A 20,616-nucleotide genomic window follows, 5' to 3' on the forward strand; every position below is an offset into this window, starting at 1 on the left:
GCGCGGGCCACCCCGGCGCCTAGCGTGGAGCCATGACCACGCCCGTGTGCACCCGCGCCGGCACAACGCAGTTCACGGCCTACGTCCGGACCAAGGGCCCGACGCTGCTGCGCACCGCGCGCTCCCTGACCCCCAACCCTGCCGACGCGGAGGATCTGCTCCAGACGGCACTGACCAAGACCTACCTGGCCTGGGACCGGATCGACGACCACCGGGCCCTCGACGGCTACGTGCGGCGCACGCTGGTCAACACGCGGACCTCGCAGTGGCGCAAGCGCAAGGTCGACGAGTTCAGCACGGACGAGTTGCCCGAGCCCCCGACGGCGGGCACGCCCGACCTCACCGAGCAGCAGGCCCAGCGGGATGCGCTGCTGCGCGCGATATCCCGCCTTCCTCCGCGCCAGCGCGCCATGGTGGTGCTCCGCTACTACGAGGACATGAGCGAGGCCCAGACGGCCGAGGCGATGGGCGTCTCCGTCGGCACGGTCAAGAGCGCCGTCTCCCGCGCTCTCGGCAAGCTCAGGGACGATCCGGAACTGGAGCTCTGCGTGGCCTGAGGCCGCCGCGCCCCTGAGTCACGGCCGCCGTGGCCCCCGCAGGGGGTAGTGACATACCACCCGGTATGCCAGCACAATCGGGACACCCTCGCCGATCCCGTGAGCCCGCCGGAGGCCCGTTGTGCTGAGCACCATGCAGGACGTACCGCTGACCGTGACCCGCATCCTCGTGCACGGGACGCTGGTGCACGGCCGGTCGCGGGTGACGACGTGGACGGGCGAGGGCGAACCGCAGCGCAGGACCTTCCGGGAGGTCGGGACGCGGGCGGTGCAGCTCGCGAACGGCCTGCGGGACGGTCTCGGCGTGGTGGAGGGCGACCGCGTCGCGACCCTCATGTGGAACAACTGCGAGCATATGGAGGCATACCTGGCGATTCCCTCCATGGGCGCGGTGCTCCACACGCTCAACCTGCGGCTGCCCGCCGACCAGCTCACCTGGATCGTCAACCACGCCGCCGACCGGGTGCTGCTGGTCAACGGTTCGCTGCTGCCGCTGCTCGCCCCGCTGCTGCCGCGCCTGGAGCCGCTGGAGCACATCGTGGTCGTCGGGCCCGGCGACCGTACGCTGCTCGACGGCTGCCGTCCGGCCGTGCACGACTACGAGGAGCTGCTCGCCGACCGCCCGACCCGCTACGACTGGCCCGAGCTGGACGAACGCACCGCCGCCGCCATGTGCTACACCTCCGGCACCACGGGCGACCCCAAGGGCGTCGTCTACTCGCACCGCTCCGTCTACCTGCACTCCATGCAGGTCGGCAGCGCGGAGTCGATGGGGCTGACCGACCACGACACGAGCCTGCCGGTCGTGCCGATGTTCCACGTGAACGCGTGGGGGCTGCCGCACGCGGCCTTCATGAGCGGGGTCAACCTGCTCATGCCGGACCGCTTCCTGCAGCCCGCGCCGCTGGCCGAGATGATCGAGAGCGAGCGGCCCACGCACGCCGCCGCCGTGCCCACCATCTGGCAGGGCCTGCTCGCCGAGCTGACGGCCAAGCCGCGGGACGTCAGCTCGCTCAGCCGGGTGACCATCGGCGGCTCGGCCTGCCCGCCCTCGCTCATGAAGGCCTTCGACGAGCAGCTGGGCGTACGGCTCTGCCACGCCTGGGGCATGACGGAGACGTCGCCGCTCGGCACCGTCGCGCTGCCGCCGGGCGGCCTGGACAGCGAGGCGGACGAGTGGGCGTACCGCATCACGCAGGGGCGCTTCCCGGCCTCCGTCGAGCCGCGGCTCATCGGCCCGGACGGCTCCGTGATGCCGTGGGACGGCGAGTCGGCCGGTGAGCTGGAGGTGCGCGGGCCCTGGATCGCGGGGGCGTACTACGGGGGCGCGGGCGCGGAGCCGCTGCAGCCCGAGGACAAGTTCAGCCCCGACGGGTGGCTGCGCACGGGGGACGTCGGCGTCATCTCGCCGGACGGCTTCCTCACCCTCACCGACCGGGCCAAGGACGTCATCAAGTCGGGTGGCGAGTGGATCTCGTCGGTCGAGCTGGAGAACGTGCTGATGGCCCACCCGGACGTGGCCGAGGCCGCCGTCGTGGCCGTGCCCGACGAGCGCTGGGGGGAGCGCCCGCTCGCCACGGTGGTGCTGGTCGAGGGCTCGGGCATCGGTTACCAGGAGCTGCGGGACTTCCTCGCCGAGCGGATCGCGCACTGGCAGGTTCCCGAGCGCTGGGCGGTCGTCCCGGCCGTGCCGAAGACCAGCGTCGGGAAATTCGACAAGAAGGTGATCCGCAAGTCCTACGCGGACGGCGAGCTGGACGTCACACAGCTCTGAGGTCCTTCTCCGGGAGCCCCGGGCGGGGGCGGCGCCGGACCGCCGCTCGCCCGGGAGCGTCCACGTAACTCCCCCGGGGCGGGGCAGAGTTCGTCCGGCACTACGGCCAACTGGGTTGGCCCGCACACCATCACGCGCGTCGAGCCGCCCGAATCGCCCGGTCCGCAGAGGCGTTGACATGGCCGGGACCCCCACCGCCGCCGTGGCAAAGGGAGTTCGTCAACCCACCCGTCAGCAAGTCGAATTGTGCTCAGGGAGACGGCAACACCCCGCACAGCGCGGTCAGTGCGGCCGTGAAGGAGTGGTCCGGAGGGGCCGCGTACCCGACGACCAGGCCGTCCGCAGGGACGTCCGAACCGGTGGCCGAATCCCCTGTCCCCGGCGGCACATCGGGATGCAGGTAGTCCCCGAGCGCCCCCAGCGCCACGCCCTGGAAGGCGGCCGCCCGAGCCACCGCCGCCTCCGTGCCCGGCGGGAGGCGCAGCACCGCGTGCAGGCCCGCCGCGACCCCTGTCACCCGGATGTGCGGGGCCTTCTCCGCGAGCACGGCGGCGAGTTGGTCGCGGCGGCGGCGGTAGCGCTGCCGCATGCCGCGCAGATGCCGGTCGTAGCCGCCCGACTCGATGAAGGCCGCGAGCGTCAACTGATCCAGGGCGCTGGCCCATTGCTCCCGTTCGCCCTTCGCCGCCACCACCTCCGGCACCAGGTGCGCGGGCAGCGCCATCCAGCCCAGCCGCAGCGCGGGCGTGAGGCTCTTGCTCACCGAGCCCAGGTAGACGACCCGTTCGGGGTCCAGGCCCTGCACCGCCCCCACCGGCTGCCGGTCGTAACGGAACTCGCCGTCGTAGTCGTCCTCCAGCACCAGCCCGTCCGCCGCACGTGCCCAGCCCACCGCCGCCGCCCGGCGGTCCGGGTGCAGGGCCCCGCCGGTCGGGAACTGGTGCGCGGGCGTGAGGAGTACGGCCCCCGCGCCGGACGCCGTGAGCCCCGCCGGGTCGGCACCGTGGGCGTCCACCGGGAGCGGTGTGGTCCGCAGACCCGCGCCCGTGAGCAGGCGGCGGTGGAAGGTCAGCCCGTACGCCTCGACCGCGAGCGGCGCCGACCGCAGCTGCGGCAGCGACGCGAGCAGTCGCAGCGCGCCCGCCGTGCCCGAGCACACCACGATGCGCTCGGGCGACGTGCGTACGCCCCGGGCCCGCGCGAGGTAGTCCGCGAGGGCGCGCCGCAGCTCGACGCGGCCGCGCGGATCGCCGGGCCCGAAGGCGTCGTTGGGCGCGTCGGCGAGCGCCCGCCGGGTCGCCGCGAGCCATGCGGTGCGCGGGAAGGACGCGGTGTACGGGATGCCCTCGCGCAGGTCGTGCACGGGGCGGGAGCCGGGTGGCGGTGCGGCGGGCGAGGGGGGCGGACCGCTCGGTGCGATGGGCGGCGCGGCCCGGTCGGCGACCCGCGTGCCCGAGCCCTGGCGGGCGGACAGCCAGCCCTCGGCGACGAGTTCGGCGTACGCGTCCGCGACCGTGTTGCGGGACATGCCGAGGTCGGCGGCCAGCGAGCGGTACGGCGGCAGCCGGGTGCCCGGCGGGAGGCGCCCGCCGCGTACGGCCTCCCGCAGCGCCGCCGTCAGCGCGGCCCGCTTGCCGCCGGTCCGGCCCCCGCCGGATGCGGACAGCTCCAGGTGCAGGTCGCGCCCGAGGCCGCCGGCCGCCTCCGCCCAGCCGGACCCGTCAGCGTCGCCAGCGCCCGTATCCGCGCCCGCGCCCACGCCGTCCGGCAGCGAATTGACCCGCGAATCCGTCATGGAATTGCACTCTACGGCAGGTCACTATGCTTCCTAAGCTCATATGCATGACGACGACAACGACGCAGCAGCCCACCGCCACCAGCACTGCCACCACCGCCACCACCACCGAAGCGGCCCCCGGGCACAACCGGCTGCTGGAGCTGGCCCAGCACGCCCCCGCCGCCTTCAAGGCCCAGATCGCCTTCGACGCCGCCGCCCGCGCCGGGCTCGACCCGACGATCGCCGAGCTGGTCGAGATCCGCGCCTCGCAGCTCAACGGCTGCGCCTACTGCCTGCACCTGCACACCAAGGACGCGCGCAAGCACGGCGAGAGCGAGGAGCGGCTCTACCTGCTCGCGGCCTGGCGCGAGGCCCGGCACTTCTACACGCCCAAGGAGCAGGCGGCACTGGCCTTCACCGAGGCGGTCACGCTGGTCTCGCAGGGCGGCGTGCCCGACGACGTCTACGACGAGGCGGCGGCGCATTTCGACGAGACGGAGCTGGCGCACCTGCTGGCGAAGATCATCTCCATCAACACCTGGAACCGCATCGCGATCACCAGCGGGCGCCGCGCGGGCACCGACGTGCGGGTGGCCGCCCGGAGTTGAGCGCCGCTGTGAGGCCGCCGGGGCGGGGCGGCCTCACGTCCCGATCTTGCCCAGCAGATCGACGATCCGGGACTGCACGTCCGTGCTGGTGGAGCGTTCGGCGAGGAAGAGGACCGTCTCGCCGGACGCCAGCCGCGGCAGCTCGGCCGGGTCTATGTCGGCGGAGGTGTAGACGACCAGCGGTGTGGTGTTGAGCCGCTGGTGGCCGCGCAGCCAGTCGACGATGCCCTGCCGACGGCGGCGGATCAGCATCAGGTCCATCACCACCAGGTTGGGGTGGACCTGCGCGGCCTTCGTCATCGCCTCGGCCTCCGAGCCGGCGTGCGCGACCTGCATGCCGCGCCGCTCCAGCGTGGCGGCGAAGGCCTGCGCGATCGGCTCGTGGCCCTCGACGAGCAGCACCCGCGGCGGGTGCTGCTCGCTGTCGCGCGGGGCGAGCGCCTTGAGCAGCACGGCCGGGTCGGCGCCGTACGCGGCCTCCCGGGTCGCCTGCCCGAGACCCGCCGTGACCAGCACGGGGACGTCGGCGGCGGCCGCGGCCTGGCGCAGCGCCTGGAGCGCGGTACGGGTGATCGGCCCGGTCAGCGGGTCGACGAAGAGCGCGGCGGGCGGCTCGGCGACCTGCGCGTCCACCTCTTCGCGCGACCGTACGATCACCGGACGGTAGCCCCGGTCGGTGAGCGCCTGGCGCGTCGAGACGTCGGGCTCGGGCCACACCAGCAGCCGGCGCGGCTCGTCCAGCGGCTCTTCGAGCCGGTCGTCGGCTGCCTCGGTCATGTCGGTGACGTCGACCGCGCCGTTCGGGCCGTCCAGCGGCTCCGGCCCCTCCGCGGCACCGGCCGCGGGCGCGCCTATCGCGTACGACCGGCCCGGCGGCATCACGGGCGGCACGGCGACGGCCGCGGGCGCCGCCGGAACGGGTCGCAGCAGCGCCGTCTCCTCCTCCGGTGAGGGCTCGGGCGCGGCCTGCGGGGCCTGCTGCGGCTGGGCGGGGTGGACAGGCTGGCCGGGCTGGGCGTCGGGGCGGCGTACGGGCAACTGCCCGCTGTCCGGGTCCGCCTGCGGGTGCTGGCGGGCCTGGCCCTCACCGCCCGGACCGTGCGGCTGGCTCGGTACCTGCTGGATGAGGCTGCGGGTCGAGGGCGCGTCGTCGGCGGCCCGGTCGGGGCTCAGCCGGCGGCGCCGCCCGGAACCGCCCGCGGCGACCTCGGCGGGCAGGCCCTGCGGATCCGTCTGGCCGTTCGGGCCCGGGGCGAACACGCCCTGGCCGAGGGTGCGCACGCTTATGGCCCGCCCGTACGTGCTGTGCGTCGGATCCTGCGGCTGGCCCGCGGGCGGGCCCGGGAGCTGCGGCGGGGGCGAGGCGAGCGCCGGGCGGTTGCCGGGCGCCGCGGGCCACTCGGTGGGCGGCGGCAGCGCGGGCGTCCCGGCCGCCGGAGCCGCGGGTCCCCCCGGGGGCGTCGGGGCCGGGGCGGCAGGCTGACCGGCCGCGCTGGGCCAGGCCTGCGGGGAGGACGGCACGGCCTGCCCGGCGTCCGGCCACGACTGGGGGACCGGCTGCTGTACGGGCACGGCCTGCTGCGCGGGCGCGGGCACCGGGGGCTGGGGCTGCGGGGGTACGGGGGCGAGGCCCGAACCGGGAGCCGGGGCGAGGCCTGTGCCGGGGCTCTGGGCCAGGCCCGTTCCGGGAGCCGGGGCGAGGCCGGAACCAGGGGCCGGGACGGGGGGCCGCGCGTCGGCGGACGCGGGCGCGGGGCCCTCGGGGGCGCGGTGGGAGGCGCGGCGTCCGCCGGGGCGCGCGCTCTGGCCGTTCGCGCCCGTCTGTGCGCCGGAGCCGCCGACCGGGTCCTGACCGATGTGCGGGCTGCCGTGCGGGCCGACGTGCGGACCGCCCGGCGCGCCCGGCGCGTCGAGCTGGGGCTGCGCGCCCGGGGCGTCCTGGGCCGCGGCCGGGAGGGCGTTGGGGATCGGGACGGGCGGCAGCTCGGCACGTTCGGGCGCCGGGGCCTGCGGCTCCTCGGCGCGGGCCCGGCGGCGGCCGGTCGGCTGGGACTGCGGGAGCTGGGGAAGCTGCTGGGGCTGCTGGGGCTCCGTCGCGGCGGGCGCGGGCTCGGGTCGGCCCTCCGGACGGCGAAGCGCGCGCCGGCGCCCGGTGGGGGCGGCGTCCTGCTCGGGGGAGTGCGGGCCCTGCCCGTTCACCGGGTTCACCGGGCTCATCGGGTTCAGGCCCTGTGCCAGAGCGGCCTGGGCCTGTGCCTGGGCGGCGGCCTGCGCCTGGACCTGTGCCTGGACGTGCGCCTGGCCCTGCGCGGACCAGGCCGCCGCGTCGCCGCCCGGCTTGCCCGTACCGTCGCCGCCCGGGCCGTGCGTGCCGCGGACCGGCTCCGTCGAGACCGGCATCACGGTCGTCTCCGACTCGTGGGGGGCGCTCCCGTCGCCGGGTGCGCTGCCGCCCGCGCGCCGGGTGCCCCGGGGGGTGGCGTCCGCGCCGGCGTGCGCCTGCTCCGTGGCGGCCGGGGCCGCCTTCGTACCGTCGCCGTCCGCGTCGTCGGCGTCGTCCGTGCCGTCCGCCGGGCCGCCCTTGCCCGCGGGCACCTCCAGGACGTAGGCGCTGCCCGCGCCGGGGACCTCGTGGGTCTGGAGGACGCCGCCGTGCCGCTCGACGATGCCGCGGGCCAGCGGGAGGTGGACCGGGTCGCCGCCGGGGTGCGGGCCGCGCACGTCGATGCGGATGACCTCGCCGCGCGGGGCCGCGGCCACCACGATCGTCGAGTCGCCCGCGAAGGCCTGCGCGTTGCCGGCCGAGTCGATGCCTGCGACGTCCGCGATCAGGTGGGCCAGCGCCTGCGCCATGCGCTCGCCGTCCACCGCGGCCCGGATGGGCGGCGCGTGCACCGCGAACTGCGCGCGTCCGGGGCCGATCAGCTCGGTCGCACCCTCGACGGCCGCCGTGATGACCTGGTCCAGGCCGACGTCCGCGCGGCGCAGCTTCTCCTCGCCGCGGTCCAGCCGCTGGAAGGCCAGCACGTTGTCGATGAGCGTGGTGATGCGCGCGTAGCCCGCCGCGAGGTGGTGCAGTATCTGGTTGGCCTCGGGCCACAACTGCCCCGCCGGATCGGCCGCCAGGCCCACCAGTTCGCCGCGCAGCTCCGCGAGCGGGCCGCGCAGCGACGTGTCGAGCAGCGCGCGCAGTTGCGCCGTACGGGCGGCGAGCGCGTCGAAGGACGTGCGGTCGGTGAAGGTCATGACCGCGCCGACCAGCTGGTCCCCGTCCCGTACCGGCGCCGTCGTCAGGTCCACCGGGACCGCGGTGCCGTCCTTGCGCCACAGCACCTGGCCGCGCACCCGGTGCTTGCGGCCGCTGCGCAGCGTGTCGGCGAGCGGGGTCTCCTCGTACGCCAGCGGGCTGCCGTCCGGACGCGAGTGGTGCACCAGCGGGTGCAGCTCCTTGCCGCCCAGGTCGGTGGCGCGGTGGCCGAGGATCTGCGCCGCCGACGGGTTGACGAGCACGACCTTGCCCGCGGTGTCCACGCCCACCACACCCTCGGCGGCGGCGCGCAGGATCATCTCCGTCTGCCGCTGCTGGCGGGCGAGTTCGGCCTCGGTGTCGACGGTGCCGGTCAGGTCGCGGACGACGAGCATGAGCAGCTCGTCACCGGTGTAGTGCGGCACGCCGTCGCCGTACTCGGCGTACGGGGTGCGGCCGTCCTCCAGATTCGCGCTGGTCACCTCGACGGGGAACTCCGTGCCGTCGGTGCGCCGCGCGACCATCCGGGTCGGCTTGGTGCGGGTGTCCTCGGCGGCCTCGCGCGGGCTGCGCATGGAGCCGGGGATGCGTTTCGAGTCGAATCCCGGCAGCAGGTCGAGCAGGCCGCGGCCGACGAGCGCGGTGCCCGGCGACTCGAAAGTCTCCAGCGCTATGGCGTTGGCGTTCACCACGGTGCCGTTGACGTCGACCAGGAGCAGGGCGTCCGGGAGGGCGTCGAGTATGGAGGCGAGGCGAGCAGAGCCTCGGGATGGCCTGCTGCTCACGAGACGCGTCCTCTCTGGTCACCGCACTGCTCTCGCCCCGGGTGCCGGCACCGCACACGGCCGGTCCGCCACCCGGCCGCACCGGCCGGCGACGTCGGCTGTCCTTGGCCGATTTCCGGGCGGCCCATCTTGCCGCCACCCCCGGGTCATGTCACTAGAGCGAGTGTACGTGTCGGCCACGGGAGCGGGGCGGCGGATGCCCATGTGGGGCTGTGCGTATAGGGGTTCGGATGTGTGCGGGGTTTGTGTGGCGTCGGTCACGGCGTGCGCGGGGGCGCGGTGGGGGCGCGTGGTTTCGGGGCCGGGCGGGGTGGGGCGCAACGGGGCGCGGAGGGCGCGGCGGGGCGTGAGGCGCGCCCCGCCGCCGGGCCGCGCGGCTGACCCGGCGCGCATGCCGGATCGGGCGGCGCAGGCGACTCGCCGTCGGGGCCCCCGGGCGCGCTCGGCCCGCTCGGCTGCTCGGCCCGCTCAGGCCGCTCAGGCCGCGAGGGTGCGGGGCCCGCCCGCGGTGGGCTGGGGGATCGCGGGGACCATGCGCTTCCAGCGTGCGACCTCGCAGCCGTTCGTACGGCGGTACGTCTCGTCCACCGGCTCGCCCCGCCACATGCCCGTGACGTGCGCGGTCTGCGGGCCGCCGTAGATCATCGAGCACATCTGCCCGGCGGGCACGGGGGCGAGCGGGCCGCCCAGTGCGTCGAGCTGCCGGCACGCGGCGAGCTGCTCACCCCTGACCGCGCCGCCGCAGCTCAGGGTGTGCGTCCTGACCTGCCCGCTGCCGTCGTCGTACGCCACCGAGAGCCGGTCGGCACCTCCGGCGAGCGCGGACCAGGGCAGGCCGAGGGCGGCGGCCGGCCCGCCGACCAGCACACCCCCGGCGACGGCGAAGGCGAGGCCGAGCGCGCCGAGCACCCCGGCACGGTGACGCCCCCGGGCGGGACGGGGACGGCGGACGCGAGAGCCTGCGCGGCGGTGCGCGGCACGAGCACTGACAAGAGCCATACCCATCCTTTACCGCCCCGATACCCCCGGAGTGTCACTATTCACCCGTTCGTGGGCGATCCGCGGCGCGCGATCCACGTGGTTCCCCCGCCCCGACCGCCCAACCCCTTTGCCCTGCCGACCGGCGGCCTTGTACCGTAGTCTGCGATTGGTCGCAGCCCGCAGGGCTGTGTCATCATCTGCACACGCACCCGCTCACGCGGGTCGCGCGTTGGAGGCGTCGCCTAGTCCGGTCTATGGCGCCGCACTGCTAATGCGGTTTGGGCTTTACCGTCCATCGAGGGTTCAAATCCCTCCGCCTCCGCCATCTCCCCGGAACCCCGCTCGTCCCTCCCGGACAGCGGGGTTCCGCCGTTTTCCACCCCCTCCTCCCCACCCCGCCCCACCACCCCCTCTCCGGGCCTCCCTCGCAGCTCAGCCCCCCTCCCCCTTATCGATTTCACGTCCCGCCCCACCTCATGTAATGTTGTTCCCGCAACGCCGACCGGCCGAAAAGCCGCGAAGCAGACCCGCACTCGTAGCTCAACGGATAGAGCATCTGACTACGGATCAGAAGGTTGCAGGTTCGAATCCTGCCGAGTGCACACAGGTGAGAGGCCCCCGGGATCGTCCGGGGGCCTTTTGCGTTGCCCGCGTGGCGGTGGCGGCCGCCCCCCGACCGGCGCGCGGTGGCGGCCGCCCCCCCGACCGGCGCGCGGGGGCGGCCGGCAGTCCGGCGGGAGGGTCAGGAGGGGGACGGGGAGGTGTGGGCGGACCAGGCCGCGGTCTCGTCCGGGGGGAGGACGCGGGTCAGGGCGGCCGTGCCGGGCAGGTGCGGGAAGAAGCGGTCGGCGTTCCAACTGCGCTGGTAGGACGGCGTGTCGAGGACGAGGAGGCGGCGGCCCGCGACCACCGGGATGTCGTCGGGCAGTCCCTCGTTCCAGATGCGGGTGCCGTCCGGGGCGAGGAGTTCGAAGGCGCCCGTCGCGACGCAGTCGCTGCGGCCGCGGGCGGGCTCCGGGTCGGCGGCCAGCCGGACGCTCTCGGCGGAGGGCGGGGTGCCGGGTATGTGGCCGCCGCCGATCAGGACGTGTGCCAGCAGGGTGTGCAGCTGGAAGTTGTCGCCGATGCCGCCGATGCGTATCTCGAAGCCTGTTCCGGTGGGCCGGTGCAGGACGATCACGGGCTCGTCGTCCAGCACCGCGAGCGCGTAGGCGAGGCACTTGAGGTCGTGCCGGTCGAGGGCGGCCAGCTCGCGGCAGGCGGGGATCAGGGCGGCCGCGTGCAGGCGGCGTACGTCTGCGCTGCGGCACAGCACGGCCAGCGCGGGCGGCTGCCACTCCTGGACCGCGCACCAGGCCAGGGCCAGCCGGGTGGCTTCGTGCGGGTCGCCGCCGAGGCGGCTGATCAGGGCGTCGTCGATGATCTTCTCGTCCGGCTCGGGAAGCTCCTCCGCGGCCCCGCCGGTGGCCGTCCAGCGGCGGGCGAACTCCAGGGCGTCGCGCAGGTCGCGGTGCACGCCGTCGAGGATCGGCCCGGCGCAGGCCAGGGGGTCCGCGCCGGTCTCGACGCAGAAACCGGCGGCCATGGCCAGCATCGGCCGCGGGCCGGTGGGCGGGAAGGCGGGTAGGAGCGCGGCGAGCCGGGGTCCGGCCGCGGCGCGGGCGTCGTCCGGTGCGGACTGCACGCTCTGGATCATGGTGGTGAAGGCGTGTTCGGTGCGGTCGCCGTCACGCGCCGCGACCGCGGCCTCCAGCTCGGACACGGCGGTGGCGAGGCCCTGGGCCTTCTGCTTCCTCTTGAAGATCACCGGCTCACCCTAGGGCGGGCCGGGCGACATGGGGCGCGTCGGCGGCGCGCCCGACGAGGTCGCCGGGGCGGTCGCCTTCCTCGCCTTCGACGCGGCCTTCACCACGGGCGCCGAACCGGCCGTGGACGGCGGCGGCTCCCGGATCCGAGGTCCTGCGCCGGACCCGGGAGCCGCCCGCCCGCCGGGGTCAGGCCACGGGGGCCGCCGCGCGCTCCCGGAGGGACGCGGAGAGGGCGCGGGCCTCGTGCTCGGTCATCCGGGTCGTGGTGTACGGGACGGCGTTGACCCAGCGCTGGGTCAGCGCGGCGACGCGCTCGCCGTAGCGCTCGGCGGTGATCAGGTCGCCGGGGGAGCAGCCGTCCTCCGGGCCGAGGTCGGTGTGGCTCTGGCCCATCAGGCCGAGCCAGGAGCCGAGACGGTTGAGGTCGTCGCGGGAGCCGCCGCTCCAGTTGTTGCCGGGCATGTCGGCCACGCCGATCCACTGCATGCCCATCTGGGCGCCGAAGACGGCCAGTTGCTGGAGGACGGTGAGCTTGTCGCCGCTCTGCGACGCGGACATGGTGAAGCCGCCCGCCAGCTTGTCCTTCCAGCCCTGCGTCGTGAAGGGCGTGAACGCCGCCTCCATGAAGGCCTTGAACACCGCGGACACGCTGCCCATCAGTGTCGGGCAGCCGAACACGATCGCGTCGGAGCGGGCGAGCAGCGCCTCCGCCTCCGCGTCGTGCCAGCGGCCCGCGACAACGTCCTCGGGCCGCAGGTCGACGAGGTGGACCTGCGCGCCGGGGACGGTACGGGCGCCGGCCGCGAGGTGCTCGGCCAGCAGCCGGGTGCGGCCGTGCACCGAGTGGACGACCACCGTCACGGTGACGGTGGGGGATACGCCGGGGACGGGGACGGGGGCGACTGCGTTGCCGGTCATGTCTGTTCACGCTTCCTGGGGGCGGGGTGGGCGCCCCGCCTCCGGTCACGGCGGGAGGCGGGCGCTGCTTGCCCTGCCATCACAACCCGCCCGCGCCGCACCATCAACGCCGTACTTCGGCAGGCAGCGATCGGTCGCACCGATCGATCGGCGCTAGCCTTGCGGGGTGGACAGGATGGAGCTGGAAGCGTTCGTCGCCGTCGCCGAGGAACTCCACTTCGGCCGGGCCGCCGCGCGCCTGCACCGCGGCCAGCCGACCGTCAGTGACGCCGTGCGGCGGCTCGAAGCCACCCTGGGCGGACGGCTGTTCCACCGCACCAGCCGACGCGTCGCCCTCACCGAGCTGGGCGCCGCGATGCTGCCCGACGCGCACGCCGCGCTGGCCCAGCTGCGCCACTTCCAGCAGCGCGGCCGCGCCCTCGCCGCCGGTGACCGCAGCCGCACCACGCTCGTCGTGGGGCACGCCGAGTACACCGGCCACCAACTGCTGCTGCACTGCCTGCCGCAGCTGCACGACGGCTTCCCCGACGTCGCGATCGTGCCCGAGCCGATGCCGACGACAGCCCAGCTCGGCGCCCTGCGGACGGGCACGATCGGCCTCGGCATCGGCTGGGCGACGGACGGCTTCACCGGCGTACGGGCCCGGGTGCTCTCCGCGGAGCGGTTCATGGCGCTCGTACCGGTGGGGCATCCGCTCGCCGGACAGGCGGAGTTGAGCGCGGCCGAACTGTCCGCGACCGGGCTGCTCACCTGGCCGCACCAGATCAACAGCGGTCTGTGCGACCGGCTGCTGGCCGCCTTCCACATCGGCGGCGCCGATCTGCGCATCATCCGCACCGCCGACAGCGTGCACGCCATCGCCGCGCACGTCGCGGCCGGGGCGGGCATCGGCATCACCGTCGCCTCGGCCCTCGACCACACCCCGCCCGGCCTGCGCGTCATCCCGCTGACCGGCCCGTCGACGACCGCCGACCAGGTCGTCCTCACCCCCGCCGAGCCCACCCCCGCGGCCGTGGCGCTGCGCGAACTCCTGTTGAACGCCTCGGCACAGACGTGCGCTTCGACACAGACGCACGCCTCGACACAGACGCACGCTTCAGCACAGACGCACGCCCCGGCGCAGACGCACGCCGCCGCGAGCTGACGTCCCGGGCGCAGCGGCGGTCGCGGTCAGCGCCCGGTCGCCCAGCGGGCGAAGGCCTCGACGGCGTCGCAGACGGCATGCAGGCGCAGGGAGGGGAGGAAGTCGAAGTTGTGCTGGGTGCCGGGGAGTTCGGCATGGACGACGGGCGCGGTGGAGGTACGGGCGAGGTCGGCGGCGAAGGCGCGGGCATCCGTGGCCAGCACCAGGGTGTCGAGGGCGCCGTGCACGATCAGGAACGGCGGCGCGTCGGGATGGACATGGGCGTGCGGGGTGGCCGGGCCGCCGGACCGGCTGCCGCCGACCTCCCCGTAGTAGCCGTAGAAGCCGATCGCCGCGGACACCGCGCCGTCGGTGAGCGCGACGGTCGCGGCGAGGTGCGCGCCCGCCGATCCGCCCGCGAGGACCAGAAGTTCGGGGTCGGCGCCCAGTTCGTCGGCATGGGCGCGCAGCCACTCGACGGCCGCGCGGGCGTCGGCGAGGGAGTTCGGATAGGGCGTGCGCTGCCGGTAGTCGGCGCTCGCGCACACCCAGCCGTCCGCCGCGAGGCGGTAGAGGAGGGGGAGTCCGCCGAGGAGTTTGCTGCCGGCCGTGAAGCCGCCGCCGTGCAGGTAGAGCAGGACGGGTGCGCCGTGCGGCCGTTCGCGCGGGATATAGACGTCGAGGCGCTGCGCACGCGCCGTCCCGTAGCGGCGGTTGCGCAGTCTGCGGACACCGCGGCGCGGCACGAGGAAGGGCAGCAGCACGCGGAGCAGCGGGAGCCTGGTGCGGGGAACGCGCAGGCCCGGCACCTCGGCGAGAGCCGCCTCCAGGACTTCCCGCGCCGATCTGGTCCGTACCGCGAGCGCTGTTATGCCGCAGGCGACCGCGGCGGTGAGGGCTGCGGCGAGCCACCACATCGGGGTGCCGACGTCGGCGGCGAGCGTCGTGTACGTGTTGAGGGCGAGCACCGCCAGCCCCACGAAGGGCTGCTCGTTGACGAACCAGCCGAGCCAGAACCACAGGTCGGACGGGCTCGACCGGCGCGGCAGCGGGGGGCGGAGCGCCGCGAAGGTGCACAGCGCGAGGACCGCGACCGAGATGACGAAGCCGGTCTGCACGGCGTGTTCAGCCCGCGTCCGGTGCCATGGGTGACACCCGTGACCGCAGCCCGCACGGGCGCGCGGCCGCGGCGGGTGTGCGGCTCATTCCGTCCCCCTCCCCGGCCGGTGGCGGGGCGTCCGGCCCTGGTGCGCCCATCCTGGCCGCCCGCGGCGCGCCGGGAAGGCGGCGCGGGCTCAGCGGTGCAGGTGCGCCACGTCCGCGGGGTAGGGGCTCTCGCGTGGGAGAAGAGCGCGGGCCGCGTCGAGTTCGCCCGCGCGGACGTGGGCGTGGACGGTACGGGCGAGCGGGGTGACGTCGGTGATGCCGACGGTCCACTCGTCGGCGTAGCGGCGCACGGCCTCCCCGGACAGCCCCAGTTGCAGTGAGCGGTACGGCAACGGGCGCAGGTGGAGGTCGCGTTCGGGGTCCCACTGGACCCGGGCGGGCGAGCGCCTCAACTCCCGCTTCCAGGCGGCCCGGTCGGTGTGCAGCCCGGCGTCGTAGTGCGACAGGCACGCGTGCGCGAGTGCCCACGCGAAGCCCTCGCGGGTGATCTCGACGGCCAGGACGGTCTCCTGGCCCTCCTTCGTGCCCCATCCGCAGCGGTACATCATCCACAGGAACGACGGCTTGATCCACGTCATCCGGTCCCGCTTCCACACCGCGGGGAAGCGGCCCTCGCGCGCCGCCGCCAGGCCGATCTCCGGCCGGTACGCCTGGTAGACGGTGACGGTCGAGGCGGTGGCGAGGGCGCGGACGCGGTGGGTGGGCTCGGGCCTGGGGTCGGGGTCGGGGTCGGCGTCGGGCTCGGGGGCGTGCGGACGGACGGTGGGCTCGTGCATGGGCCCAGGGTGGGCGGCGCGGTGCGGGGGCCGCCAGCGAATTACCGGACGGGCGCGGCGGGCCTCTACCGGGGGGAGCCGCCGGGCGGTCCTGACAGGTGTCAGGACCGCAGGACCGCGGTCGTTGCCAAAGTGGTGAACGGCATCGTGAAGGCGCCGCCGAGGGCGTCGATCGCCGTGCCGACGTCGGAGAGGATCACGGACAGCTGGGAGGAGGTGAGCCGGGTGAGACCACCGGTCGTGGGGAGCAGAGCGAGCCATTCGTCACGGGTGTACGACCGCTGCCAGTCGTAGCGCCAGTGCTCGGGGGCGTCGAAGGCGCCGGTGTCGCGGATCGCGTCGCCGAACGTCGCGTAGAGGGCCTGGTAGGCGTCGAGCGGCCGGCGCGCGGGCTGGGCGCTCAACGGGGAGTCGGGGACGGCACGGCGGAGGGCTGCGGCGAAGGGCTCGGCGACTTCGGGGGGCGGCTCGTAGACGTGCCCGAAGACGGCGAGCCGGCCCCCCGGTCGCAGCGCCCGGGCGGCGCGGGCAGCACCTGCGGCGGGGTCCACCCAGTGCCAGGACTGGGCGGCGACGACGGCGTCGAAGGTGCGGCCCGCGGGCTCCCACGCCTCGAACGTCGAGACCTCGACGCGCAGCCCGCGCGACCGGGCGAAGCCGGCCATGCGCGGGTCGGGCTCCACACCGAGCACGGTGCATCCGGCGGCCTGGAACTGCCGGGCTGCGATACCGGTACCGCAGCCCACGTCCAGGACGTCGGGCCGGGCGTGACCGCCGTCGGGCGCCGGCGCACCGGCGGCGATCCGGGCGATCAGCTCGTCGGGGTAGCCGGGCCGGGCCGCGTCGTACTGCCCCGCGTTCTCGCCGAAGGACTCGGCCATACGGCGAGCTGTGTGGGGCGCCGCGCCGCCCCCGGCGACCGGCGAGCTACGGGGCCCGGCGCCGGTGGCCGGGGGCGGGCCGGGCGGGGGCTCGGCGGCGGGAGCCGTGCCTGCGGCGGGAGCGGGGGCTGCGGTGGGGTCCGCGCTCCCGCCCGGGGCGGGGCTCGCCTCCGGGGCCGCACCCGGGGCCGCACCCGGGGTCGCGCTCGGGGCCGCGCCCGGGGCCGTGGCGGGGCCCTGGTCCGGTGCTGCGGCCGGGGTGGGGCGGGGGGAGTCCGTGGCGGGCGGGGCCTGTTCGGGGGGCTGCGCCGGTAGAGTGGGCATGCGCCCACATTAGTGGGCGCATGCCCACTCGGCAACAATCGGCCGTTGGGTGATGTCCGACGGCGACGTCCGACGGCGACGTCCGACGGCCACGGCCAGGACCAGGAGCGGGACCGGGACCACGGCGGACCGTTCGCGGACCGGAGACGAGAGAGGGAGCGGCACGTGCCGACCGGTGTGCATCTGCGCGACGCGCGGCAGCAGCTCTTCGACGCCGCCGAGCGCATCCTGCTGCGGTCCGGGCCCAACGGGCTGACCAGCAGGGCCGTCACCGACGAGGCGGGCTGTGCCAAGGGCGTGCTCCACCGGCACTTCGCCGACTTCGACGCCTTCCTGGCCGAGCTGGTGCTCGACCGGGCGGCGGGGCTGGAGGAGCAGGCGCGGGCGCTGCGCGCGTCGGCCGGGGAGGGCAGCGTCGTCGACAACCTCACGGGGGCGCTGACAGCGCTGTTCGGGCCCGTGCCGGTGGCGATCATCCCGCTCATCACGTTCCGGGACGCCTTGCGGGCGCGGCTGCGGGAGGCCACGCCGGGCGGTGGGATCGCGATCCTGGGCCAGGCCACGGAGGCGGTCGGCGCGTATCTGGCCGCCGAGCGCGACCTCGGCCGGATCGCCCCGGGTGCGGACGTGGACGCGCTGACGCTCTCCCTCGTCGGCGGCGGCCACCTGATCTTCGCCGACCGCGAGCGGGCGGCGGGCGCGGGCCCGGACGGTACGGACGGGCCGGATCCGGCGGCCGTGCGCCGCCTCGTCACCGCGGTCGTGGCGGCGGCGACCGTGCCCGCGGGGCCCGATGGGCCGGGAAGGCCGGGGCCACCAGGGGCGTCCGGGGGGTGAGGGCCGGTCCCGGGGGAGCCGTCAACCCTGCGAGTGCGGTGGAGGCCGGGACGGGCACATGACCGCCTGGGCGTCGCGGCCCGGGACGGGGAGTACGACGGCTACTGCCGCAACGTCGTCCTCCTCGGGGCGTCCCCGGCATCGGCACCGCGAGCTGCACCGGCAGAAGCGCGGGCCGCCCGTCGCCGCCCGCGGAGCTCGGACGTACCGTCGCGGCAGGCTTGACACCCCGAGCCGCCCGGCCGCCTACTGCCGTCATGCCCGACGCCGATCCCGTGCCTGCCGCGCCCGCCGACGTCCCGGTGGCCCGCTTCCGGCAGCGGCGCCGCAGCAGGCGGATCGCCGCGGTCGTCGCCGCCGTGTCCACCGCGCTCACGGTGATCCCGGTCCTGGTGGTCGTGCCGCACTCCGACCCCGCCCCGGCGATGTTCACCGCGGGCCTGGCCGCCGGGTTCTGCCTCGTCCTGCTGCCGCACCTGTGCGTGGCCCGCGGCACCCTGCGGCGGCACGGCCCCGACCTCCGCTACCTCACCGCCCGCACCTGGACCGGCACCCGCACCCTCGACCTGCGCGAATTGCGCAGCGTGCGGACGTGGAAGGAGGTCGGCCGCGGCGGCAGCGAGACGTACCTCGTCCTCACCGACACTGCCGGGATCCGGCTGAGCTTCAGCGACACCCGGCCGGGCAGTGTGCGCCTCGTCCGCCGGTACGCGATCGAGCGCCCCGCGCGCGAAGGAGGCGGCGACGGCCCCGCCGCACGCGTGACCCGGCTCGCGCTCGCCGACCTGAACGTGCGGCCGCTACCGCTCGTGCTGTCCGGGCTGCGCTCGACGCTGTCCATTGCGCGCACCTGCCTCCTGCTGCTCGGCCCGATGACGGTGGCGGGCACGCTGATCACCCGCTGACGTCCGCGTCGCGCCCGCCGCCCGGCACGTCCGCCTGGTACGGGTGGAAGTCCGGGGGCCCCACGGCCACCGACGGCGAAGGGACGCGGGCGTGACCGAGGCGACGGGGGACCTGGTCTGGTATGTGGCGTACGGCTCCAACATGTGCGCCGCGCGGCTGCGCCACTACCTCGCGGGCGGCCGCCCGCCCGGCGCCTCCCGCACCTACCCGGGCGCGCGCGACCCGCGCATGCCCGCACGCTCGCGCCCCGTGGAACTCCCGGGCGCCCTCTACTTCGCCACGCACTCCCCCGTCTGGCACGGCGGCCGCGCCTTCTACGACCCCGACGCCCCCGGTACGGCATGGGCTCGCGCCCATCTGCTCACCGCCGCCCAGCTCTCCGACATCGCCGCCCAGGAGATGTACACGCCGCCCGGCCGCGACCTCGACCTCGTACCCGTCCTCACCACCGGCCGCCACACCCTCGGCCCCGGCCGCTACGAGACCCTCGTCAGCCCCGGCACACTCGACGGCCACCCGCTGCTCACCTTCACCGCGCCCTGGCACCTCGACGACGTCCCGCCCGTCCCGCCCTCCGCCCCCTACCTGCGCGCCATCGCCGCCGGACTGCGCGAGACCGGCCACACCCCCGAGGCCGTCGCCCGCTACCTCGCCGCCCGCCCCGGCGCCGCAGGCCACTGGACCCCCGCGCAGGTGGCCCGCCTCCTCGCCGCACCGGGTGGCAGCATGCCCCTGTGAACAGCCGACGGGGTGTGACGGTGGTACGGGCCTGTGTACGGGGCGGGCCGGGTCAGACCGGCGGCAGCCCCACCGCCGTCGTGGCCGAACGCGACGTCGCGGGGGCGAGCGACGCGGACCGCGCCGCCGTCGCCCCCGCCACAGGCGTCTCCCACACCGTTTTCGTCGACCCCACCCCCGACGGCGCCCACCTGCGCTTCTTCACCGCCGAGGGTGAACTGCCCGCCTGCGGCCACGGCACGGTGGCCGCCCTGGCATATCTCGCCGCACACGCCGACGGCCGCTTCACCGGGCAGCTCCGGGCAGGCGGCACGGCCTTCACCGGCCGGGCAGCACGCGACGGGACCGGCTACCGCGCCGCCTTCCGCACCCGCCGGATCGACCTGCGCGCGGCCACGCCGGACGAGGCAGCCGCCGTACGGGACGCCCTCGGGACCGGCCACCCCACCGCCGCCGTCATCGCCGCACTCGGCCGCGCCCGCATGCTGCTCCCCGTGCCCGGCCGCACCGAACTGCACGCCCTCGGCCCCGACCCCGCACGGCTGCGCGCCGCCTGCGACCGGCTCGGCCTGCTCGGCGTCTACGCTCACACCCCGCCCGACACGGCCGGGCGGCTCACCGCGCGCATGTTCGCGCCCTCCATCGGCGTGCCCGAGGACATCGCGAACGCCAACAGCACCGCCTGCCTCGCCGCCCACCTCGCGGGCCACGGCGTCCCCCGCGTCGCCGCCGACATGGGCGACACCCTCGGCGCCCCCGCCACGATCACCGCCACCGCCGAACCCGACCACCGCCACGTCCACGTCGGTGGCCACGCCGTCCTCGCGCCCGGGGCCGTTGTCGGACCCTCCCCCTATCGTGATCAACATGAGTGAGAACGTGACCCTCGCGGCCTGGTCCGAGGACGACTTCCAGCTGCTGGAGCGGACGAACGCCCCGGAGATGACGGACCACCTCGGCGGCCCCGAGACCCCGGACGCCCTGGCCGCCCGTCACCGCCGCTACCTCGACCTGGCCAAGGGCGGCATGTTCCGGATCGTGACGGCCGACGGCGAGACGGCCGGCTCGATCGGCTTCTGGGAACGCGAATGGCGCGGCGGCCCCGTCTGGGAGACCGGCTGGAGCGTCCTCCCCGAATTCCAGGGACGCGGCATAGCCGCAGCGGCCGCCCGGGAGATCATCCGCACCGCCCGCGACACCGACGGCAACCGCTACCTCCACGCCTTCCCGAGCGTCGACCACCCCGCGTCGAACGGCGTGTGCCGCAAAGCCGGTTTCGAACTCCTCGAAGAGGTCTCCTTCGAATACCCCAAGGGCACATGGATGACCTGCAACGACTGGCGCACCGACCTCCAGTCCCACTAGGCGCCGCCCCGGTGGGGGCTGAGCGCGCAGGTCCCCGCGCCCCC

The 20,616-nt window shown here is 75.6% G+C and carries 17 protein-coding genes, 2 tRNA genes and 1 pseudogene; 12 read left to right on the forward strand and 8 right to left on the reverse strand.

The window, feature by feature from the left end; translation table 11 throughout:
* The first annotated feature begins 32 nt into the window (after window positions 1-32).
* Together ACH4PY_RS03130 and ACH4PY_RS03135 are read left to right on the forward strand one after the other, a co-directional pair.
* On the forward strand, window positions 33-557 hold the full coding sequence (locus ACH4PY_RS03130; RefSeq protein ID WP_398175296.1) for a SigE family RNA polymerase sigma factor: 525 nt from the start codon (window positions 33-35) through the stop codon (window positions 555-557).
* Window positions 558-678: 121 nt separating this feature from the next.
* On the forward strand, window positions 679-2,331 hold the full coding sequence (locus ACH4PY_RS03135) for a long-chain fatty acid--CoA ligase (RefSeq protein ID WP_398175298.1): 1,653 nt from the start codon (window positions 679-681) through the stop codon (window positions 2,329-2,331).
* A 250-nt stretch (window positions 2,332-2,581) separates the two neighbouring features.
* Here the strand turns inward: ACH4PY_RS03135 and ACH4PY_RS03140 are convergent, their stop codons facing one another.
* A complete protein-coding gene (locus tag ACH4PY_RS03140; RefSeq protein WP_398175300.1) occupies window positions 2,582-4,126 on the reverse strand; it encodes a PLP-dependent aminotransferase family protein in 1,545 nt (514 codons plus the stop codon).
* 47 nt (window positions 4,127-4,173) lie between these two features.
* Here ACH4PY_RS03140 and ACH4PY_RS03145 point away from each other — a divergent pair, with 47 nt between their 5' ends.
* Window positions 4,174-4,716 carry a carboxymuconolactone decarboxylase family protein gene (locus ACH4PY_RS03145; protein ID WP_398175302.1) on the forward strand — a complete coding sequence of 181 codons (543 nt, stop codon included), beginning with the start codon at window positions 4,174-4,176 and terminating at the stop codon, window positions 4,714-4,716.
* Window positions 4,717-4,749: 33 nt separating this feature from the next.
* Here the strand turns inward: ACH4PY_RS03145 and ACH4PY_RS03150 are convergent, their stop codons facing one another.
* Entirely contained in the window at window positions 4,750-8,748 is a 3,999-nt protein-coding gene (locus tag ACH4PY_RS03150) for a PAS domain-containing protein (RefSeq protein WP_398175304.1), read from the reverse strand.
* A 477-nt stretch (window positions 8,749-9,225) separates the two neighbouring features.
* Window positions 9,226-9,657, reverse strand: coding sequence for an SSI family serine proteinase inhibitor (locus tag ACH4PY_RS03155; protein WP_398175306.1), 432 nt, complete (start codon window positions 9,655-9,657; stop codon window positions 9,226-9,228).
* 303 nt (window positions 9,658-9,960) lie between these two features.
* Between ACH4PY_RS03155 and ACH4PY_RS03160 the strand changes: the two genes are divergently transcribed.
* Window positions 9,961-10,054: transfer RNA gene (locus ACH4PY_RS03160), tRNA-Ser, on the forward strand.
* Window positions 10,055-10,258: 204 nt separating this feature from the next.
* Window positions 10,259-10,331: transfer RNA gene (locus ACH4PY_RS03165), tRNA-Arg, on the forward strand.
* A 140-nt stretch (window positions 10,332-10,471) separates the two neighbouring features.
* On the opposite strand, the gene ACH4PY_RS03170 is transcribed toward ACH4PY_RS03165, so the two are convergent.
* The gene (locus ACH4PY_RS03170; RefSeq protein ID WP_398175308.1) at window positions 10,472-11,536 is read right to left on the reverse strand and encodes a hypothetical protein; all 1,065 of its coding nucleotides are present in this window, start codon (window positions 11,534-11,536) and stop codon (window positions 10,472-10,474) included.
* A 43-nt stretch (window positions 11,537-11,579) separates the two neighbouring features.
* Between ACH4PY_RS03170 and ACH4PY_RS03175 the strand changes: the two are divergent.
* Window positions 11,580-11,681 (forward strand): annotated as a pseudogene (locus ACH4PY_RS03175) (short-chain dehydrogenase); the annotation flags it as partial.
* A 42-nt stretch (window positions 11,682-11,723) separates the two neighbouring features.
* Here ACH4PY_RS03175 and ACH4PY_RS03180 read toward each other — a convergent pair.
* A complete protein-coding gene (locus tag ACH4PY_RS03180) occupies window positions 11,724-12,455 on the reverse strand; it encodes a flavodoxin family protein (RefSeq protein WP_398175310.1) in 732 nt (243 codons plus the stop codon).
* 175 nt (window positions 12,456-12,630) lie between these two features.
* On the opposite strand from ACH4PY_RS03180, the gene ACH4PY_RS03185 reads away from it, so the two are divergent.
* Window positions 12,631-13,599, forward strand: coding sequence for a LysR substrate-binding domain-containing protein (locus tag ACH4PY_RS03185; RefSeq protein WP_398176058.1), 969 nt, complete (start codon window positions 12,631-12,633; stop codon window positions 13,597-13,599).
* A 26-nt stretch (window positions 13,600-13,625) separates the two neighbouring features.
* On the opposite strand, the gene ACH4PY_RS03190 is transcribed toward ACH4PY_RS03185, so the two are convergent.
* The 3 genes from ACH4PY_RS03190 to ACH4PY_RS03200 form a co-directional block, all read right to left on the reverse strand.
* Complete coding sequence (locus ACH4PY_RS03190; protein ID WP_398175312.1) at window positions 13,626-14,696, reverse strand: alpha/beta hydrolase; 1,071 nt, start codon at window positions 14,694-14,696, stop codon at window positions 13,626-13,628.
* 177 nt (window positions 14,697-14,873) lie between these two features.
* Window positions 14,874-15,521 (reverse strand): DUF4291 domain-containing protein, encoded by a 648-nt coding sequence (locus ACH4PY_RS03195; RefSeq protein WP_398175314.1) that lies wholly within the window; start codon window positions 15,519-15,521, stop codon window positions 14,874-14,876.
* A 101-nt stretch (window positions 15,522-15,622) separates the two neighbouring features.
* Entirely contained in the window at window positions 15,623-16,402 is a 780-nt protein-coding gene (locus ACH4PY_RS03200; RefSeq protein WP_398175316.1) for a class I SAM-dependent methyltransferase, read from the reverse strand.
* A 489-nt stretch (window positions 16,403-16,891) separates the two neighbouring features.
* Between ACH4PY_RS03200 and ACH4PY_RS03205 the strand changes: the two genes are divergently transcribed.
* The 5 genes from ACH4PY_RS03205 (at window position 16,892) to ACH4PY_RS03225 (ending at window position 20,572) form a co-directional block, all read left to right on the forward strand.
* Window positions 16,892-17,563, forward strand: coding sequence for a TetR/AcrR family transcriptional regulator (locus tag ACH4PY_RS03205; RefSeq protein WP_398175318.1), 672 nt, complete (start codon window positions 16,892-16,894; stop codon window positions 17,561-17,563).
* 257 nt (window positions 17,564-17,820) lie between these two features.
* Window positions 17,821-18,468, forward strand: a complete 648-nt coding sequence (locus ACH4PY_RS03210) for a hypothetical protein (RefSeq protein ID WP_398175320.1) — start codon at window positions 17,821-17,823, stop codon at window positions 18,466-18,468.
* 142 nt (window positions 18,469-18,610) lie between these two features.
* Window positions 18,611-19,207: a histone deacetylase gene (locus ACH4PY_RS03215; protein ID WP_398176060.1), complete on the forward strand. Its 597-nt coding sequence runs from the start codon at window positions 18,611-18,613 to the stop codon at window positions 19,205-19,207.
* Window positions 19,204-20,082, forward strand: coding sequence for a PhzF family phenazine biosynthesis protein (locus ACH4PY_RS03220; protein ID WP_398175322.1), 879 nt, complete (start codon window positions 19,204-19,206; stop codon window positions 20,080-20,082). Before ACH4PY_RS03215 ends, ACH4PY_RS03220 begins: the two co-directional genes overlap by 4 nt.
* Window positions 20,075-20,572 carry a GNAT family N-acetyltransferase gene (locus ACH4PY_RS03225; protein ID WP_398175324.1) on the forward strand — a complete coding sequence of 166 codons (498 nt, stop codon included), beginning with the start codon at window positions 20,075-20,077 and terminating at the stop codon, window positions 20,570-20,572. The genes ACH4PY_RS03220 and ACH4PY_RS03225 overlap by 8 nt, the downstream gene beginning before the upstream one ends.
* Window positions 20,573-20,616 lie beyond the last annotated feature (44 nt).

It is taken from the genome of Streptomyces sp. NPDC021224, assembly GCF_044332905.1.
Classification (GTDB): Bacteria; Actinomycetota; Actinomycetes; order Streptomycetales; family Streptomycetaceae; genus Actinacidiphila.

What these genes read in the sequence shown, in the direction of transcription:
- ACH4PY_RS03130 (WP_398175296.1), top strand. Translation starts at nt 33, where the DNA reads ATGACCACGCCCGTGTGCACCCGCGCCGGCACAACGCAGTTCACGGCC.
- ACH4PY_RS03140 (WP_398175300.1), bottom strand. Translation starts at nt 4,126, where the DNA reads ATGACGGATTCGCGGGTCAATTCGCTGCCGGACGGCGTGGGCGCGGGC.
- ACH4PY_RS03145 (WP_398175302.1), top strand. Translation starts at nt 4,174, where the DNA reads ATGACGACGACAACGACGCAGCAGCCCACCGCCACCAGCACTGCCACC.
- ACH4PY_RS03180 (WP_398175310.1), bottom strand. Translation starts at nt 12,455, where the DNA reads ATGACCGGCAACGCAGTCGCCCCCGTCCCCGTCCCCGGCGTATCCCCC.
- ACH4PY_RS03185 (WP_398176058.1), top strand. Translation starts at nt 12,631, where the DNA reads ATGGAGCTGGAAGCGTTCGTCGCCGTCGCCGAGGAACTCCACTTCGGC.
- ACH4PY_RS03195 (WP_398175314.1), bottom strand. Translation starts at nt 15,521, where the DNA reads ATGCACGAGCCCACCGTCCGTCCGCACGCCCCCGAGCCCGACGCCGAC.
- ACH4PY_RS03200 (WP_398175316.1), bottom strand. Translation starts at nt 16,402, where the DNA reads ATGGCCGAGTCCTTCGGCGAGAACGCGGGGCAGTACGACGCGGCCCGG.
- ACH4PY_RS03210 (WP_398175320.1), top strand. Translation starts at nt 17,821, where the DNA reads ATGCCCGACGCCGATCCCGTGCCTGCCGCGCCCGCCGACGTCCCGGTG.
- ACH4PY_RS03215 (WP_398176060.1), top strand. Translation starts at nt 18,611, where the DNA reads ATGTGCGCCGCGCGGCTGCGCCACTACCTCGCGGGCGGCCGCCCGCCC.
- ACH4PY_RS03225 (WP_398175324.1), top strand. Translation starts at nt 20,075, where the DNA reads ATGAGTGAGAACGTGACCCTCGCGGCCTGGTCCGAGGACGACTTCCAG.